Raw genomic sequence first — 26,499 nt, forward strand, 5'->3', positions numbered from 1 at the left:
GAGGCGCGCATCTAAACATTCAATTCAACATAAAAATCAAAAATCTCAAATCTAAAATCTAAAATCCAAAGAGGGCGGCAAATGGCAACAAGTACCAACTTTCAGCAGGACTACCAACGGGCAGAAGCGGCCTACATGGAGGGCAATTATTCAGAAGCCGCAGCCCTAGTTTATCAATTAGTAGAAGATTTTCCCGAAGACCCCAGCGCTCGCCTGCTGTGCGGACACATTTACTGCTACGGACTGCAACAGTATGAGGTGGCGCGGGAACAGTACACGGTTGTGCTAGGCCTGAGTGACGACCCGAGTTTGGTGGAACACGCTCACAACGGAATTACCTACACAGACCAATTTTTATCGGGAGAACTGCAAACGGAAAATTTCGAGGCTTTGTCTGCTGAAACGGAATTAGAATTCTACCCAGACTTATCTCTCGATGAAGGGTTAGAAGACCCGGATTTGGGACTTTTCCAAGGAAATTCACCATCCCTTTCCTATAGAAGTCAATCCCCAGACGACATGGAAAACGAGGACTTGGCCGACTTGGGGATGAGTGGCTTGGGGTGGGAACCAGAAGACGACGGTGGCGCAGGCTCAGTCCCAGATTTAGCCTCACATTCTAACCCGTTTGGTGGCGACAGCGGCGGAATGGCCGCTTATGCTGAGAACTCCGACTCGCTAGACATAGACGAGTTTGCCGACTCGGACTTTGGAGACCCCTTTGCCTTAGATGATGGAGGGTTTGATGCTGCTGACGTGTCTAGCAGCAAACTGTCTGGTTCAAGCGCACCTTACTCAGGAGATTCGTTTTCAGAAGCTCCGACTCAGATGCTCAACGGTCAAAGTTTTGCCCCTTCAGAAGTCGGGAATTCCTTCGACTCGAACCAACTAGACTCCCCCATCGGGCCCTCGGACAATTTTGGCGAACCTTTTGCTGCGCTCGATTTGCCAGACGAATTCGACGATAACTCCGACTACGACTACCAATCCCCGCCCCAGAGCGGGCAAAATTACGGTCATAACGCACCCTATGCCGAAGAGGAAGACCCCTTTGCCGAGGCGATGCCCTCATCGGGTTTCGGGTCTTCTCGACCTCAAAACAAACAGCCTAATAACGGATCGGACTACTCGTCAAACTATTCGCTGGCGGAAGACGAAACGCTGTTGATGGGAGGTGCTGTCCCCAACTCTCAAAGTCAAAGGTCGAGCCGGGGACAATTTAATTCAGTCGATCCCGCCTCGGCCAACAGCAACGGTTACAGGGACTCGGAACCCCCGGCATTTGGCTCTAGAGACAACTTCGAGTTAGATGCTTTTGAAGACGACGCTTTTAGCGATTCTTTCTCTTTCGAGGAAAACGAACAAGCGACAGCTTTCGGGGCCTCCGACAAGAACCACAGCGCCTGGTCGTCAAAAGCTGGGAACGCTCAAGAACACAGCGACTTTTTAGACGAATTTGACGAGTTTGACGATTTAGGCAATTTGCCGGACTTTGATATCTCAGAAGATGCCACCAGTTCGATGTTGACTAGAGGTAGCACCAATTTCGGCAACTCCACCAGCGGCATGATGGGAACGACGGGCAGCAGCCTGGACTTTGACAACAGCGATGGCTCAGCAATTCGGGATGACGAAATATTTAGCATAAGCGGCCCGGCTGATGCGTCTGTATCGACTTTTTCTCCCACAGAAACAGAAGCGGTTGATACTTCGGTAACAGTAGAACAGGGGGGACTGGCTTTCTTGGAAAATGCCCCTTTGTTTACAAAACAGTTGTACACGGCAATCGGGGCCGGACTGGTTTCTCTGGTAGCTGTGGCTTTCGTCACCAACATTGCCTCCTATCAAGCTCTGCGGCAAGACAAACCGGAGGCGATCGTTTACCTGCGCCAAACAGGCTGGGTAATGACCGCAGCCGCAGGCTTTACGAGCTTTTTAACTTCTTGGGGCATCGGCCAGTTGATCGCCAAGCAGGTACGCAAGTCGTCGGATAATTTGCAAGCTCAGTTCGATGCCGTATCTCAAGGAACTTTGGATGCTCGAGCTACGGTTTACTCGGAAGATGAATTTGGCAAAATGGCTGCTAAATTCAACCACATGGCGAAGGTCATCCAAACCACGATTAGCGATACCAGGCGCAAGTCTGACGAGCAGGAACAGGCAAAAGAAGACTTGCAGCGCCAAGTGATTCGCTTGCTAGACGACGTGGAAGGAGCGGCCCGGGGCGACTTGACGGTGACTGCGGAAGTGACCGCAGACGTTTTGGGTGCGGTTGCTGACTCGTTTAACTTGACAATTCAAAATCTGCGCGAAATTGTCCATCAGGTGAAGCAGGCGGCTCGGGAGGTCAGCAAAGGCGCTACGGATAGTGCTAAGTTTGCGGGCGATTTGTCTTCCGACGCGCTGCGGCAAGCTGAGGAACTGGCGGCAACGCTGAATTCCGTGCAAGTCCTCACCGACGCGATTCAGCGGGTCGCAGAGAGCGCTAGAGAGGCCGAAGAAGTGGCCCGGGGCGCGGCGGCAACGGCTCTGAAAGGGGGCGAGGCTGTGGAGCGGACGGTGGCCGGGATTTTGGAAATTCGAGAAACGGTAGCAGAAACCACGAGAAAAGTCAAGAGGTTGGCGGAAGCTTCTCAAGAAATTTCTAAGATTGTGGCTTTAATTGCGACGATCGCCTCCCGGACGAATTTGTTGGCCCTCAACGCCAGTATTGAGGCGGCGAGAGCTGGGGAAGCGGGCAGGGGTTTTGCGATCGTGGCAGACGAGGTGCGACAATTGGCAGACCGATCGGCGAAGTCTTTGAAAGAAATCGAACAGATCGTGATGCAAATTCAAAGCGAAACCGGCGCGGTAATGACGGCGATGGAAGAAGGGACGCAGCAGGTTATTGAGGGGACAAAATTGGCAGAACAGGCGAAGCGATCGCTTGAAGATATCATTCAAGTTACTAATCGAATTGACGTGCTAGTGCGATCGATTACTGCCGACACTGTAGAGCAAAACGAAACAGCTCGCGCGGTCGCCAGTGTGATGCAGGCCGTGGAGCTGACCGCTCAGGAAACATCCCAAGAAGCGCAGCGAGTTTCGGGTGCTTTGCAAAACTTGGTGGGCGTTGCTCGCGACCTTTTGACATCGGTGGAAAGATTCCGAGTAGAAACAGCAGAAAGACAATAATCAATTGTCTAATGCTTTTTTTGCTGGCTGATTTACAAGCACGTTAGTGTGGCACTAATGGCATACAAAAAGCAACCTCGCAGTCTTGAAACCCCTGCGGGGCTGCCAATTCAACACCTAAAGGAAGTAGGAGTTGCACAAATGGACGACAACATAGTAGAGGTTATTCCTGGCATTTTTGGTGAAATTCAGTCGGCGGGCTGTATTATCTCTACTCTCGCTAAATCTAGTAGTGGCTATGCAAACAAGAGACTTCGCATTAACGGTGAATGGAAAACTTTTAATGTCCACCGTTTAGTATTAGAAAATATCTTAGGTCGTCCGATTAGACCGGAATACTTTGCTTGCCATACTTGCGATGTCCGCAACTGCATTAATCCTAACCATTTGTGGGAAGGTTCTCGGCTGGAAAATTCTCAAGATAGGTTTAAAAAAGGACGTATTAAAGATGTCGGAAGTACATCGGCGCCGAAACCTCAAAAACAACTGCGAGGCCAAGAAATAATTCCCGGTATTCGGGCCCAAATACAGCCGAACGGCTGCATGATTTGTACGTTGGCTAAAAGAAGTGATGGTTACTCGGTGAAAACTATCAAGATTAACGGGAAAAATCAAAGTTTCTATCCCCACAGACTTGTACTGGAACACAAACTGGGAAGGCCTGTTAAACCCGGTTATTTTGCGTGTCACAGTTGCGACGATCGCGGTTGTGTCAATCCAGACCATTTGTGGGAAGGAACCCCCGCCGATAACTCCCGCGATGCTATAGAAAAAAACCGCTTTCCTTTCGTTCCCGGCAAGATATGTCCTAACCGCAAACTCAAACCCGAACAGGTGCGCGAGATTCGCTATCTTTTAAGTGAGGGGAGGTCGAAAGCAGAAATAGCCAGGACATTTGCAATATCTCGCAGTCAGATTATTCTCTTGTCAAGGGGCGAGATATACAGAGAGCTTCTCTAGAACTACTAACATAGACCCAATACAATAACGCTTAAAATCAGGAATAAAACTATGCTACCGGAGCAACAACAGAGGATAATGGGCTACTTTATTGAGGAGGCCAAAGACCACCTCAATACGATCGAACAAGGCTTGCTGAATCTGCAAACCACGATCGAAGACCCAGAACTGGTCAACGAAGTATTTAGGGCCGCTCACTCTGTCAAAGGAGGAGCAGCAATGCTGGGGCTGACGAGCATTCAGCAAACAGCTCACCGACTAGAAGATAGTTTTAAAGTTTTAAAAGAGTGCAGCGTTAAAGTAGACCAACAGCTAGAGTCCCTTTTTCTGCGAATTTTTGACACATTGCAAGGGCTGTTAGAGCAACTGTCGGGGCCTTTTGGGCTGACAGAAGAATTGGGAGAACAGATGGTTCGAGAATTAGAACCAGTATTTGAAGAGCTCAACGGGCATTTGGGGGGACTCGTTGGACACGGAGAATACCATGCAGACGAGAGCAGCGTTCTGGCCGTACCCGAACCAGTTATGGCGGGGGTGGGAGTCGGGGCGTTTGCCTCATCAAGGAGTTTTCCAGATTCGCGGTCAGTTTACGCACCTGATGCCAGAGCAACAGAAGACAGCGCGCTGCTGCTAGTATTTGAGTCGGACGTGCCGGCGAGGATGCGGGAACTCCTGCAAGAGTTCAAACAGCCCGAAGGGCCAGAAAGCAGGCGGCAACTCAAGAACATTTGTCGGAACTTGCTCCGGGCTGGGGAAGAATTTGAACTGCCCTGCTGGATAGCATTGATCCAAGCTGTATCCAAGGCGATCGCCAACCCAGAAAATACCTACCGCACCTTAGCCGCAATAATCATAAGAGACATCAAACAAGCGCAAGAACTGGTAATTTCGGGTCTAGAATCGTCGATCGCACCAAGCGAAAAACTTCTGTCGCTGCAGCCGGCTGTTCTGGTTCCAGAAACGGATTTTGAAGATTTGCTGGCCTTTGCTCAACCGAGTAAATCCGGGAAAAATGTGGTTTCTGTTGAGGATGAGGCCTGGGATCTGGTGGGTTCGGGCGATGCCCAGGATGGATTGAACAAGTTGCTGCCGACTATTTCTGGGCTGAGTATAGACGAGCTGTTCGACCAACTCGACAGCGGCGACAGCAACGAGGACAGTGGCATTCGATCGGCCCACTTCGACGATGCCGCCTTCGCAGAATCGGATATAGAGACGGGTACTTTTAGAGGCTCGACCCGCACCGGCCCGGAAGTGGGCGCGGCAGAACTCAACACTTTAGCGGACTTGTTTGACGGCGAGTCCCCGGATCTCGACGGCGCTTGGGAAGAAGAAGAAGACCTCGACTATGCACAGTCTTCTGGGATATCGGCGGCCCGAATGCTGGGGTTAGACGAGGACAATTCCGGCGATTTTACTGATTTGTTGTTTGACGAATACGATGCGGAAAGTTCCGAAACGAACACGAAGCCTCCGATTGACGACCTGACGAGTTTGTTTGGGGAGGATTTGCTGTTTGGAGAGGAAGCACAGGACTCGGCAGTAGCAGCAGGTCCGAAAAATGGGGGTTCGAGCCAGCGGTTAACTCGCAAACACCTTAAAACGGGTAACGGTAGGGGCGGTTTGGAGCGGCGAGACGACAAGGTGGCGCCAGCGAGGGGACAAGCGGACGAAGATGCTCTCGGTACGCTTTTGGACGAAGTGGCTGCCCAAACTTCTGCTGGTGGTACGGAGGACAATGCTGATTTCGAGAACTTGTTCAGCGATTTAGGCTTATCTGAGACAACAGGTGGGCCGGCAGTCTCTTCGGAGTATTCCCTGAAGTCTGAGGCTTTAGACGGAGCATCCAAGGAGTCGGCAACAGGGGGGGGCAATAATCATTCAACGGATGCCAAAGCGCTTGCTCGGCCTGAAATAGATGATTTCGAGTTGCTCTCTGAGCTTGGCGAGGATTCGGATTTGAGCGAGTTGTTGGGGATTACTTCTAATTTCCTTTCTTCAGAAGACGAAGGTGAGGAGAACGGGGGCGATCGAGATCGAGCTGCTGGCACCGCACAACATGAGGAAATGGGCAACGTTCTTAACATGACATCAAATTCTGATTTAGATATCTCTGCAGATGAAAACTGGCTAGAAGATGCTTTCGGCCTAGAAGACGAGTCTGTGCAATCGCTCAACCTGGATCTGGACGATACGGATTTGGATGCGCTGTTTGGGGATATGACCTCGGGTGCGATTTCTGAGGATGAACAGACTGTGCGCGATGGGCAAGGAATGGCTACTTCCCGAGAAGCGGCAGATTTGGCTGAGCTTTTCGGTTCTGTACCTACGGGTACTGAGTATGACGGAGAAGCTTCGGGCCAAGCCCGTGGGGGTTGGCTCAAGGATGGGAATCCAGAATTGCTGAGTGCGGGTGTGGGAGTTGATGAGGGCGACTTGGGGAGTTTGTTCGAGAACAATAACAATGGTGCGGCTGTTTCCGACCAAGGCTTGGCAAATTCGGCAGAGGTTGAACTTGGGGCTTTGTCCGACGATCGTCCTGAGTCGGAAATTTCCAATGTCGAATCTGATGAGGGCGCAGCTTTCGATTTCTTGGAGGATATGTTTGGCGAAGGCATGGTGCACCCAGGCGATGCTGGATCGGGGCCAGATGACGGCGCGGCTGTGGAGGTGAACGAGTTGTCTGCCCAACCTGCCGATGGTTTGTTCGACGAGGAGGGTGCGGAACTTGCTGCTCTCTCTGCCGAAATAGATGCCGCTGGGGAGTCTGAGGGCGAAGATGATTTGTTTAATGCCCTGGAAACGGATTTTTTGAGTGCGGATTTAGAGCCGCTGCCTGCAGAATCTCTCGATGGTATGTTGGAGGGCGATGCTGACTTGCTCTCGGCGATGGAAACCGGGGCTACTCTCAACAACGCAGAGTTGGAGGGTTTTGAGGATTTGTTGGATTCGATCGATGCTGAGGTTCTGGTGACTTCGGAACTGACGACGGGCTTTTGGGACGCTGAGGACGAGTCGGCCCAGGCCGATTCCTCGGAGTTGGAAGAGGGGTCGCTGGCAGACTTTTTTGCCGATGGGGAATCAGGCGATGAGGGTAATGCCGAAGGCAATTTTGACGATTTAGAAGCACTGTTAATTGCAGGGGGTGCTGGGGCTGTCATAGCAGCTTCTGGAAGCACAAATCAGAGTCCGGTAAATACAGAAGTTTTCTCGGATCTCGAAGAACTCCTCAGCGAGAGCGCAACTATGCCGGAAATTCACGGGCTACCGACAACTGCTAGTAAAGCTTCGCGCGCGCAGGCCGATGAGAGCGACGACGAATTTGGCGATTTGGAAAAACTGCTGGAAGATCCCAAGGACAGCGGCCGCCAAGGGGAAGGCAATATGGGGCCGTCGGCGATCAACAGACCCAGGCGGAATCCCCGCGCGGGCGGGTTCGGCGACCAGACGATGCGGGTGCCGGTCAAGCAACTGGACAACCTCAGCAATTTGATGGGGGAACTGGTTGTAAACCGCAACAGTTTGGAGCAAGACCAAGAACGGATGCGGCAGTTTTTGGACAATTTGCTGCACCAGGTGGCGCTGCTGAGCGATGTGAGCCAGCGGACTCAGGATTTCTACGAGCGGAGTCTTTTGGAGATTGCTTTGCTGGCAAACCGCCAGGGACACCGATCGGCCTGGCGCTCTGAGGATTCGGCCCACACCCGCGAAAGTGCCTGGAGACCAGAGGAAATGGACAGGTTTACTCCTTTCCACAGTTTGGCTCAAGAGATTATTGAGCTGATCGTGCGGGTGCGGGAGTCGGCCGCGGACATTGAGTTTTTGGTGGATGAGGCGGATCAGGTGACTCGCCAACTGCGACAAGTTACGACTCAACTGCAAGAAGGTTTGACTCGCGCCCGGATGAAGCCGTTTGCGGAGACGACGGACAGGCTGTTCCGGGCGGTGCGGGAAATCGCGATTAAGTGCGGGAAGCAGGCTCAGTTGCAGGTTGAGGGTAAGGAAATTTTGATCGACAAGATGATTGTGGATCAGCTATATGACCCGATGACTCATTTGGTGAACAATGCGATTACTCACGGGATCGAAGCGCCGGAGGTGCGTCTGGCGGCTGGGAAGCCTGCAGTCGGCAGGATTACGATTCGGGCTTTCCACCAAGGGAACCAAACGGTGGTTTCGGTTTCTGATGACGGGGCCGGAATTGACCCGCAAAAGGTGAAGGCGAAGGCGATTAAGCAGGGTATGCTGACGGCGGCTCAGGCTCAGAGGATGTCTCGCTCGGAAGTTTACGATTTGCTGTTTATGCCCGGTTTCAGCACTCAGGAACAGGCGACGGAGTACGCCGGCCGGGGGGTCGGTATGAATGTGGTGCAGACTTCCTTGCAGGAAATTCGGGGTACTGTGTCGATCGATTCAACGATCGGCAAGGGGACTGTGTTTACCATCCGTTTGCCTCTGGTGTTGAGTATTTCTAAGGCTCTGACTTGCATTAGCGATCGCGCTCGCATTGCTTTCCCGATGGATGGGGTCGAGGATATGATCGATGTGCCTCGCGATCAGGTGACGACGGGGGCGGATGGTTTGCCTTGCATTGAGTGGCGGGGTCAAAGCTTGCCGTTCCGGCCGCTGCGGGATCTGCTGGCTTACAGTCGCCATTTGGGTCGGGGGAGTGTTTACGGGTTCAATACTGACGATGACATGATTTCGGTGATCGTGCTGCGCTCTGCTGGCAATTTCTTGGCGGTGCAGGTGGATCAGGTTTCGACGGAACAGGAAATTGTGATCAAGCCGTTGGAGGGGCCGGTGCCGAAGCCGATCGGGATTGCTGGGGCCACGGTGCTCGGTGACGGTCGGATCGTGGCGATTGCGGACGTTCTGGAGCTGATCGATTTGGCTACGGGAAGGCTGCGGAAGGATACTGGCGGTACGCTTTGGGATGAGGGCGATCGGGCTGCTGCGGAGGCGGAAATCGAGAAGACTGAGCCGACTGTGCTGATTGTCGATGATTCGATTACCGTGCGATCGCTATTGTCGATTACTTTCGAGAAGTCTGGCTATCGTGTGGAAGAAGCTCGCGACGGTAAGGAAGCTTGGGAAAAGATGAAATCTGGTCTGCCTTGCGATATCGTTTTCTGCGATATTGAGATGCCGAGAATGGACGGTTTGGAACTACTTTCTCGGATGCAGAAGGATGCGGTTTTGTGTGAATTGCCGATCGCGATGCTAACTTCTCGCGGTGCTGACAGACACCGCCAAATGGCTTACAGTTTGGGCGCGAAGGGCTATTTCACTAAGCCTTATTTGGAGGAGCAATTGCTTGATGCTGCTTCTCGGATGTTGAAAGGTGAGGTTGTTGGTGCTCCGGTTGGTGTGTAATGTGTAAATCTGCTTTTATCTGCGGTTGAAAAATGGTAATTTGTTAACCGCAGATGAAATTGGATTGATTAAACCGCAGAGGACACAGAGAACGCAGAGAAAGAGAACAGAGAGAGCGATGATTCCCAGGAAGGACGAATTTGATATAATTTATCTGCGTTTATCTGTGTTTATCTGCGGTTGAAAAAGGTACTTGATTGACCGCAGATGAAAATGGAGTGACGCAGATTTAGATCGCGCTTTCGGTTTTGGTGGTAGGCTGGGAATGTGGGGTGTAGCGGAAGGGCGATCGAGGTTATTTATGGATGCTGAAGAACTTTTAGAAAAATATGCAGCAGGACAACGCGACTTTGGGGACGCACAGTTAAGTGGGATAGACCTCAAAGGTGCAGACTTGAGTGAAATAAACCTATACAATGCAAATTTGTCTGGATCTGAGTTGAGTGAGGCAATCTTTACTAAGGCACACCTGGCTGGAGCAAACTTCAGTAGGGCTTCCCTCAGCGGTGCTGATTTGAGTAGGGCAAGCCTCACCTATGCCAACTTGAGTAATACTAAGCTGGACAATGCAAATCTGAGTGATGCCCAATTAAACTCTGTATCGTTAACTAAAGCATCCTTGAAGGAAGCAGACTTAAGTAGAGCCAATCTGAGCGATTCAAATTTGACCAAGGCAAACTTGACAGGAGCAGAATTGAGTCAAGTAAAGTTAGAAGGTTCTAGCCTCCAAGATGCCAACTTTCATAGAGCCAAACTCCGAGGCGTTAATCTGTCTGCATTTAACTTATCAGGCGTTAATCTGGCTGAGGCTGATCTTACGGCAGCCGACTTCACAGGGACAAACTTAAAAAAAGCCTGTCTGGCAGGGACAAATCTCGAAAGAGCTGTTCTTGAAAAAGCAAATTTGATGACAGCCAATTTGGAAGGAGCCAACCTTAAAAAAGCAGACTTGACTGATGCTAAAACCTATAGCTGGAATATCGAAAATGCAGACTTCACTGATGCGATAATGCCAGATGGAGAACTCTACGAGCCAGAAACCTCTGACGCAAAAATCTACCAGCCAGAAACTTCGGAAAAATTATCCCCAAAAGTGACATCTATGACGCGCAAAATTATTCGTACTGACAAAGCACCTGCACCCGTGGGCCCATACAATCAAGCGATCGCCGCGACGGGCACTATGCTGTTTGTAGCTGGGCAAATTGCGATCGATATTAGACTAAACGATATTGTCTACACCGACGATGTGGCAAAACAAACCGAACAAGTTATGGCAAATCTCGAAGCCATTCTCACAGAAGCCGGCGCTACTTGGTTGGATGTGGTAAAAACTACGGTTTTCCTCAAAGATATGAATGATTTTGCCGCCGTGAATGCGGTTTATGCGAAATATTTTGATGCGGAAACTGCACCGGCGCGCGCTTGTGTGGAGGTTTCGCGTTTGCCGAAAGATGTGTTAGTGGAAATTGACTGCATTGCTGTTATTTGATTTCATCTTCTTTTAGATGCCAGACTTATTAAAAAAGTCGGGCATCTGGATATTATGTTTTTTTAATGTTTTTGCAGTTGGGAAACTTGAATCTTCGGCAATTCTTTCCATTCGGGATCAATGGGTGAGTAGCAACAGTAGCATACCGCTAAACAGTCGTATTCAGCATTCGGAATTTCAGGCCTGTACTCCTCTACGCGCGAAACCTCCCAATCTCCCCAGCGAACGTGAGTGCTCGCAGCAGGGGATTTAGGATCTGCACTCTCTTTAAATTGACCAAAGTTTCGCAGGCGATCGCCCGTTTTAGGCAGAGGTTTGTTTGAGTAGTCGTAGTGTTCCGCTAGGATACTCGTGAGAGCACCTGTATGGGAAAGCGATCTATCCTCCCATCCAAGGGAAGAAAGCGATTCTGTTTTGAAAATGATCAACCGTTTTGGCATTAATTTATGCCTCCCTCTAACATACTTTATATTTTATTCAGTCCGCGTAGGCGGACTTCGTTTCTGTAGTTGCGGTTTCAACCGCCGAATGATAAAAGAGATAACTTTATATTTTTTTGAGTCCCCTCTCTGCTGAGACTTCATTTATGTAGTAGCGGTTTCAACCGCAGAGGGTAAAGTGCGCGACTGTATTAACTTCTACAGCCGATCGCACTTTTGTCGATCTGTCGCTGTCGCGCACCCTACTCCTAAATCAATCTGAAACAATCAGATTTAATCTCAATTAGCAATTAGCAATTACTAATCACCAGTTACTAATTAGCAATTAGCAATTACTCTACAAGTAATTACCAATTACCAACCGTAAACTATTTATTCAACGCTTCGCGGGCAGCAACCGCTTCGTCGGGATGAATGTTCAAGCGGGTCAAATTAATTCGACCTTTATTGTCAATTTCTCGCACTTTGACAATCACTTCATCGTTGACAGCTAACTCGTCTTCCACTTTCCCGACGCGGTAGTCTGCTAACTGGGAAATATGAATCATTCCTTCTTTTCCGGGCAAAATTTCCACAAAAGCGCCGATCGGAATAATTCGAGTTACGCGGCCGACATACACATCTCCTGCATTCAACTTGCGCGTCATGCCTTGGACAATGTTGTAAGCCCGCTGAGCTTTTTCGCTGTCGTTGCCAGCAATTGTCACGGTTCCGTCGTCTTCGATGTCAATTTTGACACCGGTTTCTTCGGTGATGGCTTTGATCGTTTTGCCACCCGGCCCAATTACCAAACCAATAAATTCTGGATCGATTTTCAGGGTTAGCAAACGCGGTGCAAACGGCGACATTTCCTTGCGGGGAGTGTCGATGGTTGACAGCATTCTTTCTAAAATGTGCAGTCTGGCCGGTTTGGCTTGGCGGATGGCGGTGGCAATCACATCTAGGGGTAAACCTTTGATTTTCATGTCCATCTGCAAAGCAGTAATCCCGGTGTCGGTACCGGCTACTTTGAAGTCCATGTCGCCTAAAAAGTCTTCAATTGCCTGAATGTCAGTCAAAATTCGGACTTCATCGCCTTCTTTAATTAAGCCCATTGCCGCGCCGCTGACGGGTTGGGATAGGGGAACGCCTGCATCCATTAAGGCTAGCGTTGAGGCGCAAACTGAACCCATTGAGGTGGAACCGTCGGAAGAAAGGATTTCTGAAACTACGCGAATCACGTAGGGGAAATCTTCTTTGGATGGCAAAACGGGCAGTAAAGCGCGTTCTGCGAGGGCTCCGTGACCGATTTCTCGCCTTCCGGGCGATCGCATCGGCTTGGTTTCTCCTACCGAAAACGGCGGGAAATTGTAGTGGTGGAGGTAGCGTTTGTCTTGCTGCGGGTGCAAGTCGTCTCCTAAGTCTTGGGCGTCGCCTGGGGTTCCCAGGGTAGCTGCAGACAAGACTTGGGTTAACCCCCGATTAAACAACGCACAGCCGTGTACTCGCGACGGCAGCACGCCTACGCGACAAGAAACGGGTCGCACCTCGTCTAGCTTGCGGCCGTCTACGCGGACGCCATCTTCGAGGATTTGCTTCCGCATCATTTTTTTGGTAACGTCTTTGAAAACGTTGCCGATCGCCTTGGTGTTGGCGGTGGCGGCTAGTTTTACCGGATCGTCTTCGGCAAGTTCGGCGATCGCAGCTTCGACTTCATTTGCCTTAACTTCGTCCAATGCTGCATTCCGTATTGTTTTGTCTTTTTCAAATCTTGACAAAATGATGCGGATGGGTTCTTGGGCGCGATCGCGAATAAAGTTTTCCAGGGCGGAATCTTGCGAGGGCCGTTCCTCTACCACCAAATCGATGCCCAATTCGGCCATAATTTCGCGCTGGGCTTGAATCAAGTCACAGGCTGCTTCATAGCCGAAGTCGATCGCCTCGATGATATCCTGTTCCGGCAATTGGTTGGCGCCGGCTTCCACCATGATTACTCCGTCAGGAGAACCAGCTACCACGAGATCCAACTCGCCTTCTTTGATTTCGCTGTAGGTGGGGTTGATGATGAAATCGTCTCCTACCAAACCGACTCGTACCGCCGCCATCGGCCCGTAAAACGGCATTTTCGCCAGCAGTATCGCCACCGAAGCCCCCGTCACCGCCAAAACGTCCGGTGGTACTTGTTCGTCCATCGAAACCGTTGTGGCTACAACTTGGATGTCATCTCGCAGCCAGCTTGGAAATAGCGGACGCAGCGGTCGATCGATCAAACGGCCAGTCAAAGTCACTTTTTCTGGGGGACGCCCTTCCCTGCGTAAAAACCCACCGGGAATTTTACCGCCAGCGTAGAGTCTCTCTTCGTAATCCACCAACAGGGGCAGGAAATCAATTCCTTCTCTCCCCTGCGATCGAGTCGCTGTCACTAAAACCGCCGTGTCACCCGACTGAATCAAAACTGCACCGCCTGCTTGAGGCGCTAGTAAACCAATCTTCAGTCTAATATCCCGTCCATCGAAGGATATTGACTTGTCTATCTCTACCATGTAGCACTGCTTCCTTATCTACCACATTCTTTCTCTGTCGGGATCGTAACATTACCACAGGATGTTTGAGAGTCCGACGCCAAAAGACTGGGATAATCGCCTCGCGATCTACTGTCTGCGTCTGGCTTATAAGCATTTATACTCTCGAATTATTTTTTGCACTCAGGGGTCGATTCTCCGGTCGATCGTCCGCTAAACGCCTTCCATAGATGGTAGGATGAATTTTCGTTTGGGAATTGGGACGTTGAAGGCAGAAGGAACAGGGATTTAGTTATCTAGGCCAGGGAATAAGCCGTAAGGTGCTTAGGTTGCACCCTACATACATCTTGCACCATTCTCAAGAACGGGCTCTCCGGCCCGTTCCACATAAAGATAAATTTTCTTGTGGAACAGGCATCTTGCCTGTTCATAAAAGCCTAATTGAGAATGGTGCAATATCTAAGGGATGAGAATTAAATAAAATCCACTTTTCCTGACTGTTGTGGGATGGGCGTCCCGCCCGTCCTTTCTGGGCGGGCGGGACGCCCATCCCACAAGAAAAAAGGGAAATTATTTAATTGACGATCCTAAGTTGCACCCTACATATACAGGTTCTACCTAAGTCCTGTCTGGCTCAAAATATCCTTTGTTAGTTTAAAATTTTATTCATAAATTCCATATAAATGCTGTAGTCAACCTCGCACTTAAATAAAAATATCAGGGGAAAAAACGATGGCAATTTTACACGGCAGTTGGCTACTAGAAAATGAAAAAAATTGCTTATTTATTTGGGGAGAAACTTGGCGAAAAATTGGTGCAATTGAAACCAGGGAATCGGGGATCAATTTACCGCATCCCTTAGCAATGACCGAATCGGAATTTAAGACTTTCCTAAATTCCTTGCAGCAGTCGGGAAAACTGGATTGGCAATTACCGGAAACCGCAGAAACTCCCCCGGAAAAAAGCAAAAAAACTAGGCGATCGCCCAAAAGCCCAAACGCAGAAATTCCCACCCAAGACTCCTCAATTCAAAAGGAAATTCGGGCGATCGCACTTCCCACCCAAATCTCAGAATCGAACGCAAATCTGATGCCGCAGCACTCAGCAGCAGCACTTGAGGAACCTGCCCAAACCGAGGAAATTTACCTTTATCCCTGGCAAGTCGAGGGTTTTTGTCTCAACCCTCAAGCAGCTTTTGTTTTCTTGCAATCACTACCGCTTAACAGCACGGAACCAGACTCTTTTGTCGGCTCAGATTTGCGTTTTTGGTCTCATATAGCTAGGTGGAGTTTGGATTTGTTGGCAAGATGCAAATTTTTGCCGGGATTGGAGAAACAGTCCGACGGTTCTGCTATTGCCAAATGGCAACCGCTGTTAGATAGTTCTACAGATACACTCCGCCTCGCCACTTTTGTCAAGCAAATGCCGACGGCTTGCAGAACATATCAATCGAAGGAAGAAGGCACGACACGGATTTTGACACGGATACACGGATTAAGGATCGATGAGCGTGACTCAGATGTTGAAGTCAGAGGGAAGAAGGCAGAAGAAGGGAGTCAATTGCCTTTAGCGGTGGATTTGCCGATGGGGGCGGAGGAATTGGTGTTAGGGTTTTTGAGCAGTATTGTAGATAGTCAAGTGCGATCTGCTGGTAGCTCTACTTTAGACATCAAAGCAGTTTCTCCTGTGCGCGACTGGCTGCAAGCTTTGCAGCAGGAATCTGGGAGAGTTCAAGTAGAAACAGCAGCATTGGAAAACTTGGCAACCAAGCTGAGTGCTTGGACTGCACCGCTGCAAAATCAATTATCTCAACAAAGTCAATTTCGCACTTGCTTTCAACTCATACCGCCGTCTCCTGGTAAAGCCAACTGGAATTTAAATTATTGCTTGCAAGCAGCAGATGAAAACGAATTTTTGGTAGACGCGACAACTGTTTGGAACAACTCTGTCGAGCGTTTGGCTTATGCGGGGCGGACAATAGAATTGCCTCAAGAAACTTTGCTTAGCGGCTTGGGTTTAGCCTCGAAACTTTATCCGTTAATTGAACCGAGTTTGCAAGCACAGCGGCCTCAATCTTGCCAATTAAATCCGCTGCAAGCATACGAGTTTATTAAGTCTGTAGCTTGGCGGTTTGCTGATAGCGGGTTGGGCGTAGTTTTGCCGCCGAGTTTGACAAAGACAGATGGTTGGGCGAGTCGTTTGGGTTTGAGCATTCAAGCGGAAACTCCGAAAGTGACTCCGGGCAAGGGGGGGTTGGGATTGCAAAGTCTGCTAAATTTTAAGTGGGAATTGACGATCGGCGGACAGCGCCTTTCTAAGGCAGAATTTGACAGATTGATTGCGTTGAATTCGCCTTTGGTGGAAATTAACGGCGAGTGGGTGGAGTTGCGCGCGCCGGATGTGAGGGCTGCTCAAACTTTTTTTGCCAGCCGCAAAGAGCAAATGACTCTTTCTTTGGAGGATGCTTTGCGTTTGGCGTCGGGCGATTCTCAGACGATCGAGAAATTGCCTGTGGTGAATTTTGAGGCGACGGGTCAACTTCAGGAATTGTTGAATACTTTGAGCGATAATCAAGCGGTAAGTGCGATCGCAACTCCGGCTAGTTTCCGAGGACAATTGCGGCCTTATCAAGCGCTAGGAGCAGGCTGGTTAGCATTCTTAGAACGCTGGGGTTTGGGTGCTTGTCTCGCGGACGATATGGGTTTGGGCAAGACCATCGAGCTAATTGCTTTCCTCGTGCACTTACAAGAACAAAATTCTCTAGAAGCGCCAACCTTACTGGTTTGTCCGACATCAGTATTGGGCAATTGGGAGCGGGAAGTCAAGAAATTTGGCCCGACGCTGAAAGTGTTAGTTCACCACGGAGACAAACGCGCTAAAGGCAAAGCATTTGCGACGGCAATTAAGGGAAAGGATTTAATAGTTACCAGTTACGCCTTGGTGTTTCGCGATGCGAAAGAATTTCAAGGCATTAAGTGGCAAGGATTGGTTTTGGATGAAGCGCAAAATATTAAAAATTCTGAGGCGAAGCAGTCGCAAGTGGTGCGACAAATCGAGACATCTTTTAGAATTGCGCTGACGGGAACTCCGGTGGAAAATAGACTGCAAGAATTGTGGTCTATTTTGGAGTTTCTCAATCCTGGTTATTTGGGGCCACGCAATTTCTTTCAGCGCCGATTTGCAATTCCGATCGAGAAATACGGCGATCGAGAATCATTGCAGACTTTGCGATCGCTCGTTCGGCCTTTCATTCTCCGCCGCCTGAAAACTGACAAAGAAATCATCCAAGATTTGCCCGAAAAACAGGAGATGACTGTATTTTGTGGGCTGGCAAATCAACAGGCGATATTATATCAGAAAATAGTCGAAGAGTCAATAGCTGAATTAGAGTCAGCCGAAGGCATTCAGCGCCGGGGAATGATTCTGGCTTTGCTGGTAAAACTCAAGCAACTTTGCAACCATCCGGCTCTTGTGAAAGCAGAAGCTAAGCCGAAAGAATTGGAGATTAAGAGTCAGGAATCGGGGAAATTGCAGCGGTTGGTGGAAATGTTAGAAGAGGTGCTCGCTGAGGGCGATCGGGCTTTAATTTTTACTCAATTTGCCGAATGGGGAAAACTCCTGAAACCACATCTAGAACAGCATTTAGGGCGGGAAGTTTTGTTCTTGTACGGAGGAATTCGGCAACAGCAGCGGGAAGAAATGATCGATCGCTTCCAGCACGATCCCCAAGGCCCACCGATTATGATTTTATCTTTAAAAGCAGGCGGCACAGGTTTGAACTTAACCAGAGCAACCCACGTTTTTCACTATGATAGATGGTGGAATCCCGCCGTTGAAAATCAGGCAACTGACCGCGTATTTCGCATCGGTCAAACTCGCAATGTACAAGTGCATAAATTTGTGTGCACTGGTACGTTAGAGGAGAAAATACACGATATGATCGAAAGTAAGAAAGCTCTAGCCGAACAAGTAGTCAGCGCCGGCGAAAACTGGCTCACCGAGCTAGATACAGACCAACTTCGCAATTTACTAATTCTCGATCGCAATGCTATCATAGAAACCGAAGAAGAATAATATGATTAATTAGCAATTCCCAACAGCACGACACGGATGTCACGGATACACGGATAGCTGTTTTTTCCTTTGTGACCGAAAGCATCCAGGATACCCGCCACGTGATTCATCCGTCCAGAAATAAAAAACCTGTATCCGATAAAGGAGCCCCGAATTTATCTCGCGCAAGTCAATGCTTCAATTCTAAAATCTAAAATCTAAAATCTAAAATCGATTGACTCCAGTATCCCAATTACCTGTTTGGCCAATGCCCGATGCCCAATTCCCAATTCCCGATTGAAGCCAGAAGGAAGAAGGAAGAGGGGAAGAGAAGGAGATAGGGAAAATTCCCTGTTTGGCCAATGCCCGGTTCCCAATTCCCAATTCCCTGTTTGGCCGATTCCCGATTCCCAATTCCCAATTCCCGATTCCCAAATCTAAAATCTAAAATCTAAAATCTAAAATCGAATGATTGACAGAGAATGGTGGACACAACAGTGGTTAGATTTAATCAATACCTACCGCTTCAAAAAGCGGTTAGAACGTGGCTGGCAATATGCGCGTGAAGGTAAAGTTCTCAGCATTAAATTTCCCAATCAAGAAGTAATTGCCATAGTTCAAGGAACTGATCCAAAACCATATCAAGTTTCTTTAGGTCTCGACACCTTAAGCGATGAAGATTGGGATTATGTGATTGAAAATATGTCGCAAAGAGCAGTTTTTTCAGCTAAACTCTTAGCAGGAGAAATGCCGCACAATATTGAAGATGTATTTGCGGCCGCCGGCAAAACGCTATTTCCGTTAAGTTTATCTGATATTCGATCGCGCTGTAGCTGTCCTGACCCGAAAAACCCTTGCAAACACATCAGTGCAGTATACTACTTATTGGGCGATCGCTTCGGCGAAGACCCTTTCGTACTGTTTCAACTGCGCGGAAGAACTAAAGAGCAAATATTGACCGCACTCCGCCAAAGACGGGGTAAGGAAGGAGAGGAAAATACCCAGCTAAACAAGGGTGAAAATTCCCCTACTGCGAATTCTAAATTGCCGAAGGTCGATCGCTTTTGGGAATACAACCAGCAGCTAGAATCATCTTTAGTAGTCATTGTACCGCCGCCCAGCAGCGAAACAGTATTAGATATCTTAGGCCCAATCCCCCTCGCCACCGACGGAAAAGGAACCGCTAGCAAATCCTCGCCCGCATCAGACGCCCTGAAGCAGCATTTTAGCAAAATCTACCAAGCAGTTAGCCAGCAAGCAGTTTTAGCAGCACTGAAACGGGGCGAAGGAGATTAACCTAATTTACTCACACAGATGATAATAGGGAATATGGCTGATAACAAATCAGGCTTTAATACCCATTTTATTCTTTAGTTTCTCTCTGCTGGAACGATAGTTTTTGTAGGATTGGTTTCAACTCACATCTTGCATCATTCTCAAGAACAGGCTTTTCGGCCTGTTCCACAAAAGATAAATTTTCTTGTGGAACAGGCCGGAAAGCCTGTTCATAAAAAGCTGATTGATAATGGTGCAATATCTCAGTTTCAAGCGACGAGTCTTACTTTTTGCAGTTTCAGTTTACACTTCCCGCAAATTACTCATAATCTCTATCAATTCCTGGGGGCGTTTAATAAAAAAATCGGGATTGTGTGCCACCAAAGCCTCCTGAGAATTAAAACCCCAACCTACAGCAATTACCTTAATTCCGGTTTTTCGAGCAGCTTCTATATCTCTAATCTCATCTCCCACGTAAACGACTTGTTTAGGATTTATATGTTCTCTTTTTAGCCAGCTATTAATAACTTTATGTTTGCCAAAAGTTGAACCAGAGTAAATAAATGTAAAAGTGTCTGGCAAACCATTTTTTTCCAGCGATGCCAAGACGTTTTCTCGGGAATTAGATGTGATTATTCCCAGTTGAAATCCCTGTTTTTTTAAATCTAGTAAAACTTCTTTAATTCCCGGAAATAACTGAATATTGGGAATTTCGCTGCGTAACTCTGCTTTCAACATTCTAATCAACAGCGGGAATTTGAAGATAGAAATGCCAGAATACTGAAGGAGTTGCCAAGAAGTTAAATTGCTCAGTTGAGCGATTTGGTCTTTGGTGGCCGACTTAAAGCCTAATTCTACTGACAAACGGTTGGTGATGCTCAGAAGAATATCGATTGTATCTGCTAAAGTACCGTCAAAATCAAAAATAATTACTTGGGTCATTGGACAATAGCAAATAAGGAACGGAGGCTCATACAATTTTAGATTTTAGATTTTAGATTTTAGATTTTAGATGGGGAATGACTTACGGCAGAATGTATTGTCTCTTGGCGAGCCGTAAACACCCTAGGGTTATTATGTATAGGGTAAAGTGCCTCCTAAGCACGAAATTCTCAACTTTTAAGGGTTAATTTGATTTGCTCTTGCATTTCGCCGCAGCATTTCGGGTTTAATGCGCCGCAGCGCCGAAGCTGTAAATCTGCGGTTCCATTCCTCGTCGGAAATGTCGGCTAATTCTGCAAGTGTCGGCGCTATATTTTCAGGATAAGGCTCAAAGTCTGCCACATCAGTTGGTTTAGCAAATCGCTGATTCCAAGGACAAACATCCTGACAAATATCGCAACCTGCTACCCAGCCTTGTAAATTAGATGCAATTTCGTCGGGCAATTTTTCGGCTCGATTCTCGATCGTGTGATAAGCTATACATCGATCGGCATTAACCACAAAAGGCTCAGTAATCGCCCCCGTCGGACACGCCTCAATGCAGCGAGTACAAGTACCGCAATGTTCCGTATGGGACTCATCGGGCGCTAACTCCAAATTAGTCAAGATTTCGCCTAAAAACACCCAAGAACCGTATTCGCGCGAAATTACATTACCATTTTTGGCAATCCAGCCAATCCCGGCACGCTGCGCCCACATTTTATCCTGAATCGGCCCGGTATCAGCATAATACCGCGCTTCAATTCCCTCGCCTTGCGATCGCACCCAATTTGCCAAAACCTTCAGTTTTTTGTGCAAAATTCTATGGTAATCCCGCCCCCAACCGTAGCGAGAGATTTTAGCATATTCGACCGCTGCATCGTCCCCCTCCTCCCACAGGGGATTTTGGGGGCGTTGGTGAGCCGTGTAGTAGTTTATGGCGACACATATTAAGGACTGCACCTCTGGCATTATTAATCGAATATCCTGCCGCTTTGGGTTTGCCATCCATGCCATATCCGCCTGATAACCCTTGTCCAGCCAAGCTTGCAATCTTTGTTTTTCTAGATCTAAATCCGTGTCTGTTGAGGCTATCCCGACTTTGTGAAATCCCAACTCAAGGGCTTTTTGCTTAATGCGATCGCTATTAATTGATTTTTTCATCGGGTAAGGAACAATAGCACAAATTGCGCTATAAGTCTAGTAATTTTCAGATTAATTTGGGGACATAATTGATAATACTTCCACAATCTTTATATTTATAAATTTGAACTCTCAAATGTCAAAACTGTCACATAATTTAATTAAGGGAGAATTCGATTCGCAAATTCAAGTACGCAAGTAAAACCGACAGCGAATCCCACAGCATACATATGGCAGTTAGTATCCAATCAGCTCAATCTATCTTCTCGAACACCGAGATTGCGAGCGTTGTTCCGGCTACCACCGAAGCATTTTACAAACTCAGCGTTGAAGACCAACTAGCCTTGCTCTGGTATGCCTACACCGAAATGGGCGTTTCCATCACCGCAGCCGCTCCCGGAGTAGCCAGCATGGCGCTTGTTGAAGGCATCCTGAGCGAAATCAAGCAAATGTCGCCGGCTGCTCAAAGCAAAACCATGTTTGACCTAGCCAGCAACGCCGACACAACAATTGGCCGGATTTACACTTCTTTGCGCGTCAACACCAAACTCGGTTTCTGGTACGAGTTGGGACAGTTGATGAAACAGGGCGTTGTGGCTCCGATCCCCGCTGGCTATCAAATGTCTCCCGAAGCCACCACAGTTCTCGAAACCATCAAGAAACTAGATCCCGGCCAGCAAATTACCGTACTTCGCAACACCGTAGTTCACATGGGCTACGACCCCGATTTCAGCCAAGAGTACGGCAAACGCTCAGCCCCCCGCAGCACTCCCACCGCTCCAGAAGAGCGGGTGAAAACCCAAATTGAGGGTATCAGCGAGCAGACTGTCCTCAGCTACATCGACTACATGAACGCCTTCGACTTCACCCCAGCCGTCGGTTTATTTGCCGAAGAAGGTGCCCTGCAACCACCTTTCCAAAAGCCGATCGTCGGTCGCGACGCTATCCTCAACTATATGCGGGAAGAGTGCATCGGACTGAAAATGATGCCCCAGCAAGGCGTATCGGAACCCGCAGAAGATGGCTACCGCCAAGTGAAAGTCACTGGCAAAGTCGAAACTCCCTGGTTCGGCGCGAATGTGGGAATGAACATTGCGTGGCGGTTTATGCTCGATCCCCAAGGTCAAATTTTCTTTGTGGCGATCGACTTGTTGGCATCTCCTAAAGAATTGCTCAATTTGATGCGTAAATAGAATATTCGGGTTCGGTCTGTCAAACAGACTTGGCCAGAAACCCAGATGCCGTCAGGTGTCTGGGTTTCTATGATTTTATATATATAATTTGAAATTTTAGATTCAAGAATTGAAGGATGGGAAATGACTTATGGTATTAGGGTTTGCAGCTTGGCTACACTTGCATTTTTTGAAAGTAGTATTGATTTGGGTGGCTCCCAAAGCTGCGATCGACGCTCTCCGGTTCCTCCTTTTTTCGGAGAATTATTTTCCTAGCCCTACTTATATCTTTTGAGGGATTTGCTGCGACAAAGAGAATGATTACAGTATACTCATTCATCTAAAATCACTTGTTTTATGACCGCAACAACTCGACCTATTTTAACTACCTCTATAAAGATTGCAGGCATCACAAACCCAACGGTACAGCGATATTTTGAAACTTTAAACGCGGGCGATTTTGACGCGACGGCTAATTTATTTGCCCATGATGGGGTTCTGCACGCGCCGTTTGAAGATCCAATTATCGGCAGCATCTCGATCGCCACTTATCTCAAAAAAGAAGCGCGAGGAATGCAGCTAGAACCCCAGAAAGGTGTCAGCCAAATTTTAGAAGATGGCCAAGTAGAAGTTCAGGTCAGCGGCCGGGTGCAAACTTCCGCATTTGGTGTTAATGTCGGATGGCTGTTCTTGCTCAATTCTGACAAAAAAATCCTTTCAGTCACGGTCAAACTGTTAGCTTCTCCCCAAGAGTTGCTAAATCTCCGGTCACAAAAGAAATGAGATGTTTGATAAGGTGTTTAACATTTAAATTGTCTATTTTGGTTTGACCTGTCGATCGCAAGTAATAGCTAAAATCGTGCGATCGACAGGTAAATCGGCTATTTATCGCCAGCATGAGGCAGAAACCGGGTTTTTTACCCAAATCTCTGGTGAAGCGTCGCTAACTGTTCAAAAACCCGGTTTCTTGGGTCTTTGTGCGATCGGGACTTTACCCCTAAAATCTTACAGTCTCAAGCGAGAGGGACGATACTGCACTAAAAATTGGCTGTCACCGCAGCGCGTGCGACAGACAGCCAAAGCGAGTCTAAAAGTGCATTGTCAATCACTAATCACTCAGGACTAATGACTAATGACTAACGACTAATTAAGATTTTTCCGGCAAACTCGCTTCCAACTTGAGACAGTTGCGACCGTCTATTTGCAAAGTGTAGTCCACCCGATCCATAAGTCTGCTCATAATCAGCCAGCCGTAGCCGCTTTCCTGTTTAGCTTCCGGCCTCGGGGGATTGTAAGTATCCATTTCGTAACCTTTACCGTAATCCCAAATTTCTAAACCAATATCCCTATTTTTTAAATTCAAGCGAATTAACACGGGCAAATTGGGTTGATCTTTGTGAGCATGGCGGATCACGTTAGAATAGGCTTCTGCTAACACCAAGCGCAAACGATTCGACTGACGCGGCCAATCGACGTGCTCTCCTAGCTCTACTTCTAAACTGCTCAGCAACCAATTTTCAACAATTGTTAAAAACCGCAAGTCGCTTGGCACATGAAGCTCAGTATTCATAAAAAAATCCCGTAAGTTTGAAAACCCTGTGTCTTCCAGGTATGAAATACGACGCGCCGAATGGATTCGGCCTCAATACTTGTCGCTAATCGGGGGATAGGAGCCTTTTCTGTTTAAAAATCAGGCATTCGTCATTCGGTAGAAGGCAGAAGTTAAGAGTATAGTTGAAAACTTTTGTTATGGGCCTAAAGCCCCTTAACAATTGATAATTATACCGAGACTGCAAGCAGCGAGGTATAAAAAATCTGTGTTTCAATCCTTAGCTTTTAAGCGTTGGTTTTTTCTGACGAATGCCTTCTACCTTAACCCTTTACAGGTATTTAATCCCCCAGGAAAGCGATTCAGGAAACTAGCTGCGCCATCGCCGGCTAGGTTTTTTACTGTTGACGATAACGCCGTCCTTTGCAGGACTACTCTATGGGCCGTCAACAAGCAGGGCTTAAGTTTTTTCGGCTTTCACCCCCGACTATGCGTCGGGAGTCGCTGACAGATTCAAAGAACCTCCAGAGAGAGTATGGTTTGGTCGTCTTCCTGAACGGGATTGTCGGCTCGGATGTGAGCCAACAAATTATCCAAGTTGAAAGAACCAGGTTCCTGAATCAAGAGTTGCCAAAGCCCTTCTTGTTGTAGCATAGAACGGGTTGGTACACCCCCTGCGACCGCTTGACTTGTCACGCTAGCTTCAGTAATCCCGTCACTCGTCAGCAGAAATACATCTCCTGACTTTAATTCGATCGTACCTGCTTTGCCTCTCCAAACTGGTAGTATCCCCAAGGGAATGCCACGAGCTTTCAGGAAATTCGGCTCGGCTGGCGTTTTACCGCTAGCGGCTTGAGCTTTCACCTCCGAGTGAGACCAAACAATCGGGTAAATGTGACCGGCATTAGCAAAGGCGAGGTGTCCCGTTGACGGAGTGTAACGAGCTACAACCATTGTAATAAAATGGTTGTTGCCGATCAGGTCGTCAGACATACTGCTATTCATGTTCTGCATAACTCGATCGGGCTCTGGAGAAACTTCTTGGGAAAGTTCCCGCCGCATCACCGAAATCGCGCTAGCCATAAATAGAGCAGCCGGAACTCCCTTACCCGAAACATCTCCCACCGCTATCCAAATATCCCCTTGGGAGTGGACGTAGACTTCAAAAAAGTCCCCACCAACTTCCCGCGCGGGATAACAGCAAGCTTGCACCCTGACAGTTTCAAAATCCGGCCAACTTTGGCGCAACAAGTTTGTTTGGATTTGGCGAGCCACTTCCAACTCGTTTTGCATCTGCTTGGCTAAATCCAGAGTGCGCTGGTATAGCTTAGCTTGAGACAGTGCCAGAGCAGCTTGAGCTGCTACACCTTCTATTAACTCTATCTCTTCTGCCGACCAAGGGTTAGTGCCACCAATCTGGGACAAAGCCAGTACCGCCAGCAATTCTTGCTGGTAAGTCAGGGGCACGGCAATCTCAACCGAGTTACCATTCCCCCCACTGTTGGAGTTCACTTGAGTTTGGCGGGTGGCTACAGCTTGAACCAGCAAATTTTCATCAAAAGAAAAGCTACTGACTTCAGAGGTTTGGGCTTGGTAGGGGAAGGTACTGGGCAATAGTCGATCGGCTTCTACCGGCCGCAGCATACAATAGTTGGCTTCAAAAGTTTGACCTACGGTTTGAACAATAGTTTGTACCATACTAGAGTAATCTAGCGACCCGCGAATCACGCTCATTACCTCATTGAACAGAGATTCCTTGCGTAAAGCGCGGCGCAATGCAACGCTGCGCTGCTTGTAGTATTTGTAAGTATCTGAGGCTTGATTGATCACCAATTTGAGTTCTTCTGGATTCCACGGTTTGGTGATGTATTTGAAAACTTGACCTGAGTTGATGGCCTCAACCAAATCTTCAACATCGGTGTATCCCGTTAGCAGAATCCGAATCGTATCGGGAAATCGCTCGACTGTTTTCCCCAAAAACTCGGTGCCATTCATTTCTGGCATCCGCTGGTCAGATATAATCACCGCCATCTCGCCCTGTTCGTCTAGAACTTCCAGGGCGCTGAGGGCGCTATCTGCTTTGTAAACCTGAAAGTCGCGTCGAAACGTCCGGTACAATAAATCCAAGTTGTCGGGTTCGTCATCGACTACCATCAGTTTCAGCTTGCTTCCATCTCCCCGACTCATCTTTCTTCCCCCTTGAAAACCCCCACCATAGCTGTAATCAGCAAGGTGGCGGGAGGAAAAGGGGGGCTGGATATATGCAACATATCAGTTACGTCAAGTTGAGTTAAAGAAACCCGTTTTACCTCAAGGTGAGCATTCCTTTCGCACCATCTGTTCGCACAGATGAGAGGCTTTCGATACTGTAACCCGCCTCGGTAGGCCGCTTCAATAGGGAAAATTCCCGAGTCAGCTTTCACGCTGTGATACGAGCAATGAC

15 protein-coding genes are annotated in these 26,499 nt (G+C 48.4%); 9 read left to right on the forward strand and 6 right to left on the reverse strand.

Translation table 11 applies throughout. The annotated features are described in order from the left end of the window. Positions 1-81: 81 nt before the first annotated feature. The 4 genes from QUB16_RS16425 to QUB16_RS16440 all read left to right on the forward strand — a co-directional run bounded on the left by QUB16_RS16425 (position 82) and on the right by QUB16_RS16440 (position 11,002). Positions 82-3,174: a methyl-accepting chemotaxis protein gene (locus tag QUB16_RS16425; protein ID WP_333317638.1), complete on the forward strand. Its 3,093-nt coding sequence runs from the start codon at positions 82-84 to the stop codon at positions 3,172-3,174. Positions 3,175-3,231: 57 nt separating this feature from the next. Next, a complete protein-coding gene (locus tag QUB16_RS16430) occupies positions 3,232-4,134 on the forward strand; it encodes an HNH endonuclease (RefSeq protein ID WP_333317640.1) in 903 nt (300 codons plus the stop codon). Between the two features lie 51 nt (positions 4,135-4,185). After that, on the forward strand, positions 4,186-9,510 hold the full coding sequence (locus QUB16_RS16435) for a response regulator (RefSeq protein ID WP_333317644.1): 5,325 nt from the start codon (positions 4,186-4,188) through the stop codon (positions 9,508-9,510). Between the two features lie 265 nt (positions 9,511-9,775). Continuing rightward, positions 9,776-11,002, forward strand: coding sequence for a Rid family detoxifying hydrolase (locus QUB16_RS16440; RefSeq protein WP_333317646.1), 1,227 nt, complete (start codon positions 9,776-9,778; stop codon positions 11,000-11,002). 62 nt (positions 11,003-11,064) lie between these two features. On the opposite strand, the gene QUB16_RS16445 is transcribed toward QUB16_RS16440, so the two are convergent. Further along, positions 11,065-11,442 carry a hypothetical protein gene (locus tag QUB16_RS16445; protein WP_333317648.1) on the reverse strand — a complete coding sequence of 126 codons (378 nt, stop codon included), beginning with the start codon at positions 11,440-11,442 and terminating at the stop codon, positions 11,065-11,067. 368 nt (positions 11,443-11,810) lie between these two features. Further along, positions 11,811-13,964: a polyribonucleotide nucleotidyltransferase gene (locus QUB16_RS16450; protein ID WP_333317650.1), complete on the reverse strand. Its 2,154-nt coding sequence runs from the start codon at positions 13,962-13,964 to the stop codon at positions 11,811-11,813. 711 nt (positions 13,965-14,675) lie between these two features. On the opposite strand from QUB16_RS16450, the gene QUB16_RS16455 reads away from it, so the two are divergent. Beyond that, the gene (locus QUB16_RS16455; protein ID WP_333317652.1) at positions 14,676-18,017 is read left to right on the forward strand and encodes a DEAD/DEAH box helicase; all 3,342 of its coding nucleotides are present in this window, start codon (positions 14,676-14,678) and stop codon (positions 18,015-18,017) included. 447 nt (positions 18,018-18,464) lie between these two features. Beyond that, positions 18,465-19,292, forward strand: coding sequence for an SWIM zinc finger family protein (locus QUB16_RS16460; protein ID WP_333317654.1), 828 nt, complete (start codon positions 18,465-18,467; stop codon positions 19,290-19,292). 282 nt (positions 19,293-19,574) lie between these two features. Here QUB16_RS16460 and QUB16_RS16465 read toward each other — a convergent pair whose 3' ends face one another. Together QUB16_RS16465 and queG are read right to left on the reverse strand one after the other, a co-directional pair. Continuing rightward, positions 19,575-20,213, reverse strand: coding sequence for an HAD-IA family hydrolase (locus QUB16_RS16465; protein WP_333317656.1), 639 nt, complete (start codon positions 20,211-20,213; stop codon positions 19,575-19,577). Positions 20,214-20,390: 177 nt separating this feature from the next. Next, positions 20,391-21,356 carry a tRNA epoxyqueuosine(34) reductase QueG gene (queG, locus tag QUB16_RS16470; protein WP_333317658.1) on the reverse strand — a complete coding sequence of 322 codons (966 nt, stop codon included), beginning with the start codon at positions 21,354-21,356 and terminating at the stop codon, positions 20,391-20,393. Between the two features lie 209 nt (positions 21,357-21,565). Between queG and QUB16_RS16475 the strand changes: the two genes are divergently transcribed. The 3 genes from QUB16_RS16475 to QUB16_RS16485 all read left to right on the forward strand — a co-directional run bounded on the left by QUB16_RS16475 (position 21,566) and on the right by QUB16_RS16485 (position 23,633). After that, complete coding sequence (locus QUB16_RS16475) at positions 21,566-22,528, forward strand: orange carotenoid protein N-terminal domain-containing protein (RefSeq protein WP_333317659.1); 963 nt, start codon at positions 21,566-21,568, stop codon at positions 22,526-22,528. Positions 22,529-22,864: 336 nt separating this feature from the next. Continuing rightward, a complete protein-coding gene (locus tag QUB16_RS16480; protein WP_333317661.1) occupies positions 22,865-23,290 on the forward strand; it encodes a nuclear transport factor 2 family protein in 426 nt (141 codons plus the stop codon). 43 nt (positions 23,291-23,333) lie between these two features. Further along, positions 23,334-23,633 (forward strand): hypothetical protein, encoded by a 300-nt coding sequence (locus QUB16_RS16485; RefSeq protein ID WP_333317663.1) that lies wholly within the window; start codon positions 23,334-23,336, stop codon positions 23,631-23,633. Positions 23,634-23,654: 21 nt separating this feature from the next. Here QUB16_RS16485 and QUB16_RS16490 read toward each other — a convergent pair whose 3' ends face one another. Together QUB16_RS16490 and QUB16_RS16495 are read right to left on the reverse strand one after the other, a co-directional pair. Next, positions 23,655-24,077, reverse strand: coding sequence for an ATP-binding protein (locus QUB16_RS16490; RefSeq protein WP_006633914.1), 423 nt, complete (start codon positions 24,075-24,077; stop codon positions 23,655-23,657). Between the two features lie 492 nt (positions 24,078-24,569). Continuing rightward, entirely contained in the window at positions 24,570-26,243 is a 1,674-nt protein-coding gene (locus QUB16_RS16495) for a SpoIIE family protein phosphatase (RefSeq protein ID WP_333317666.1), read from the reverse strand. Positions 26,244-26,499: the final 256 nt, after the last annotated feature.

Source organism: Microcoleus sp. D3_18a_C4, assembly GCF_036702415.1.
Taxonomy (GTDB): domain Bacteria; phylum Cyanobacteriota; class Cyanobacteriia; order Cyanobacteriales; family Microcoleaceae; genus Microcoleus.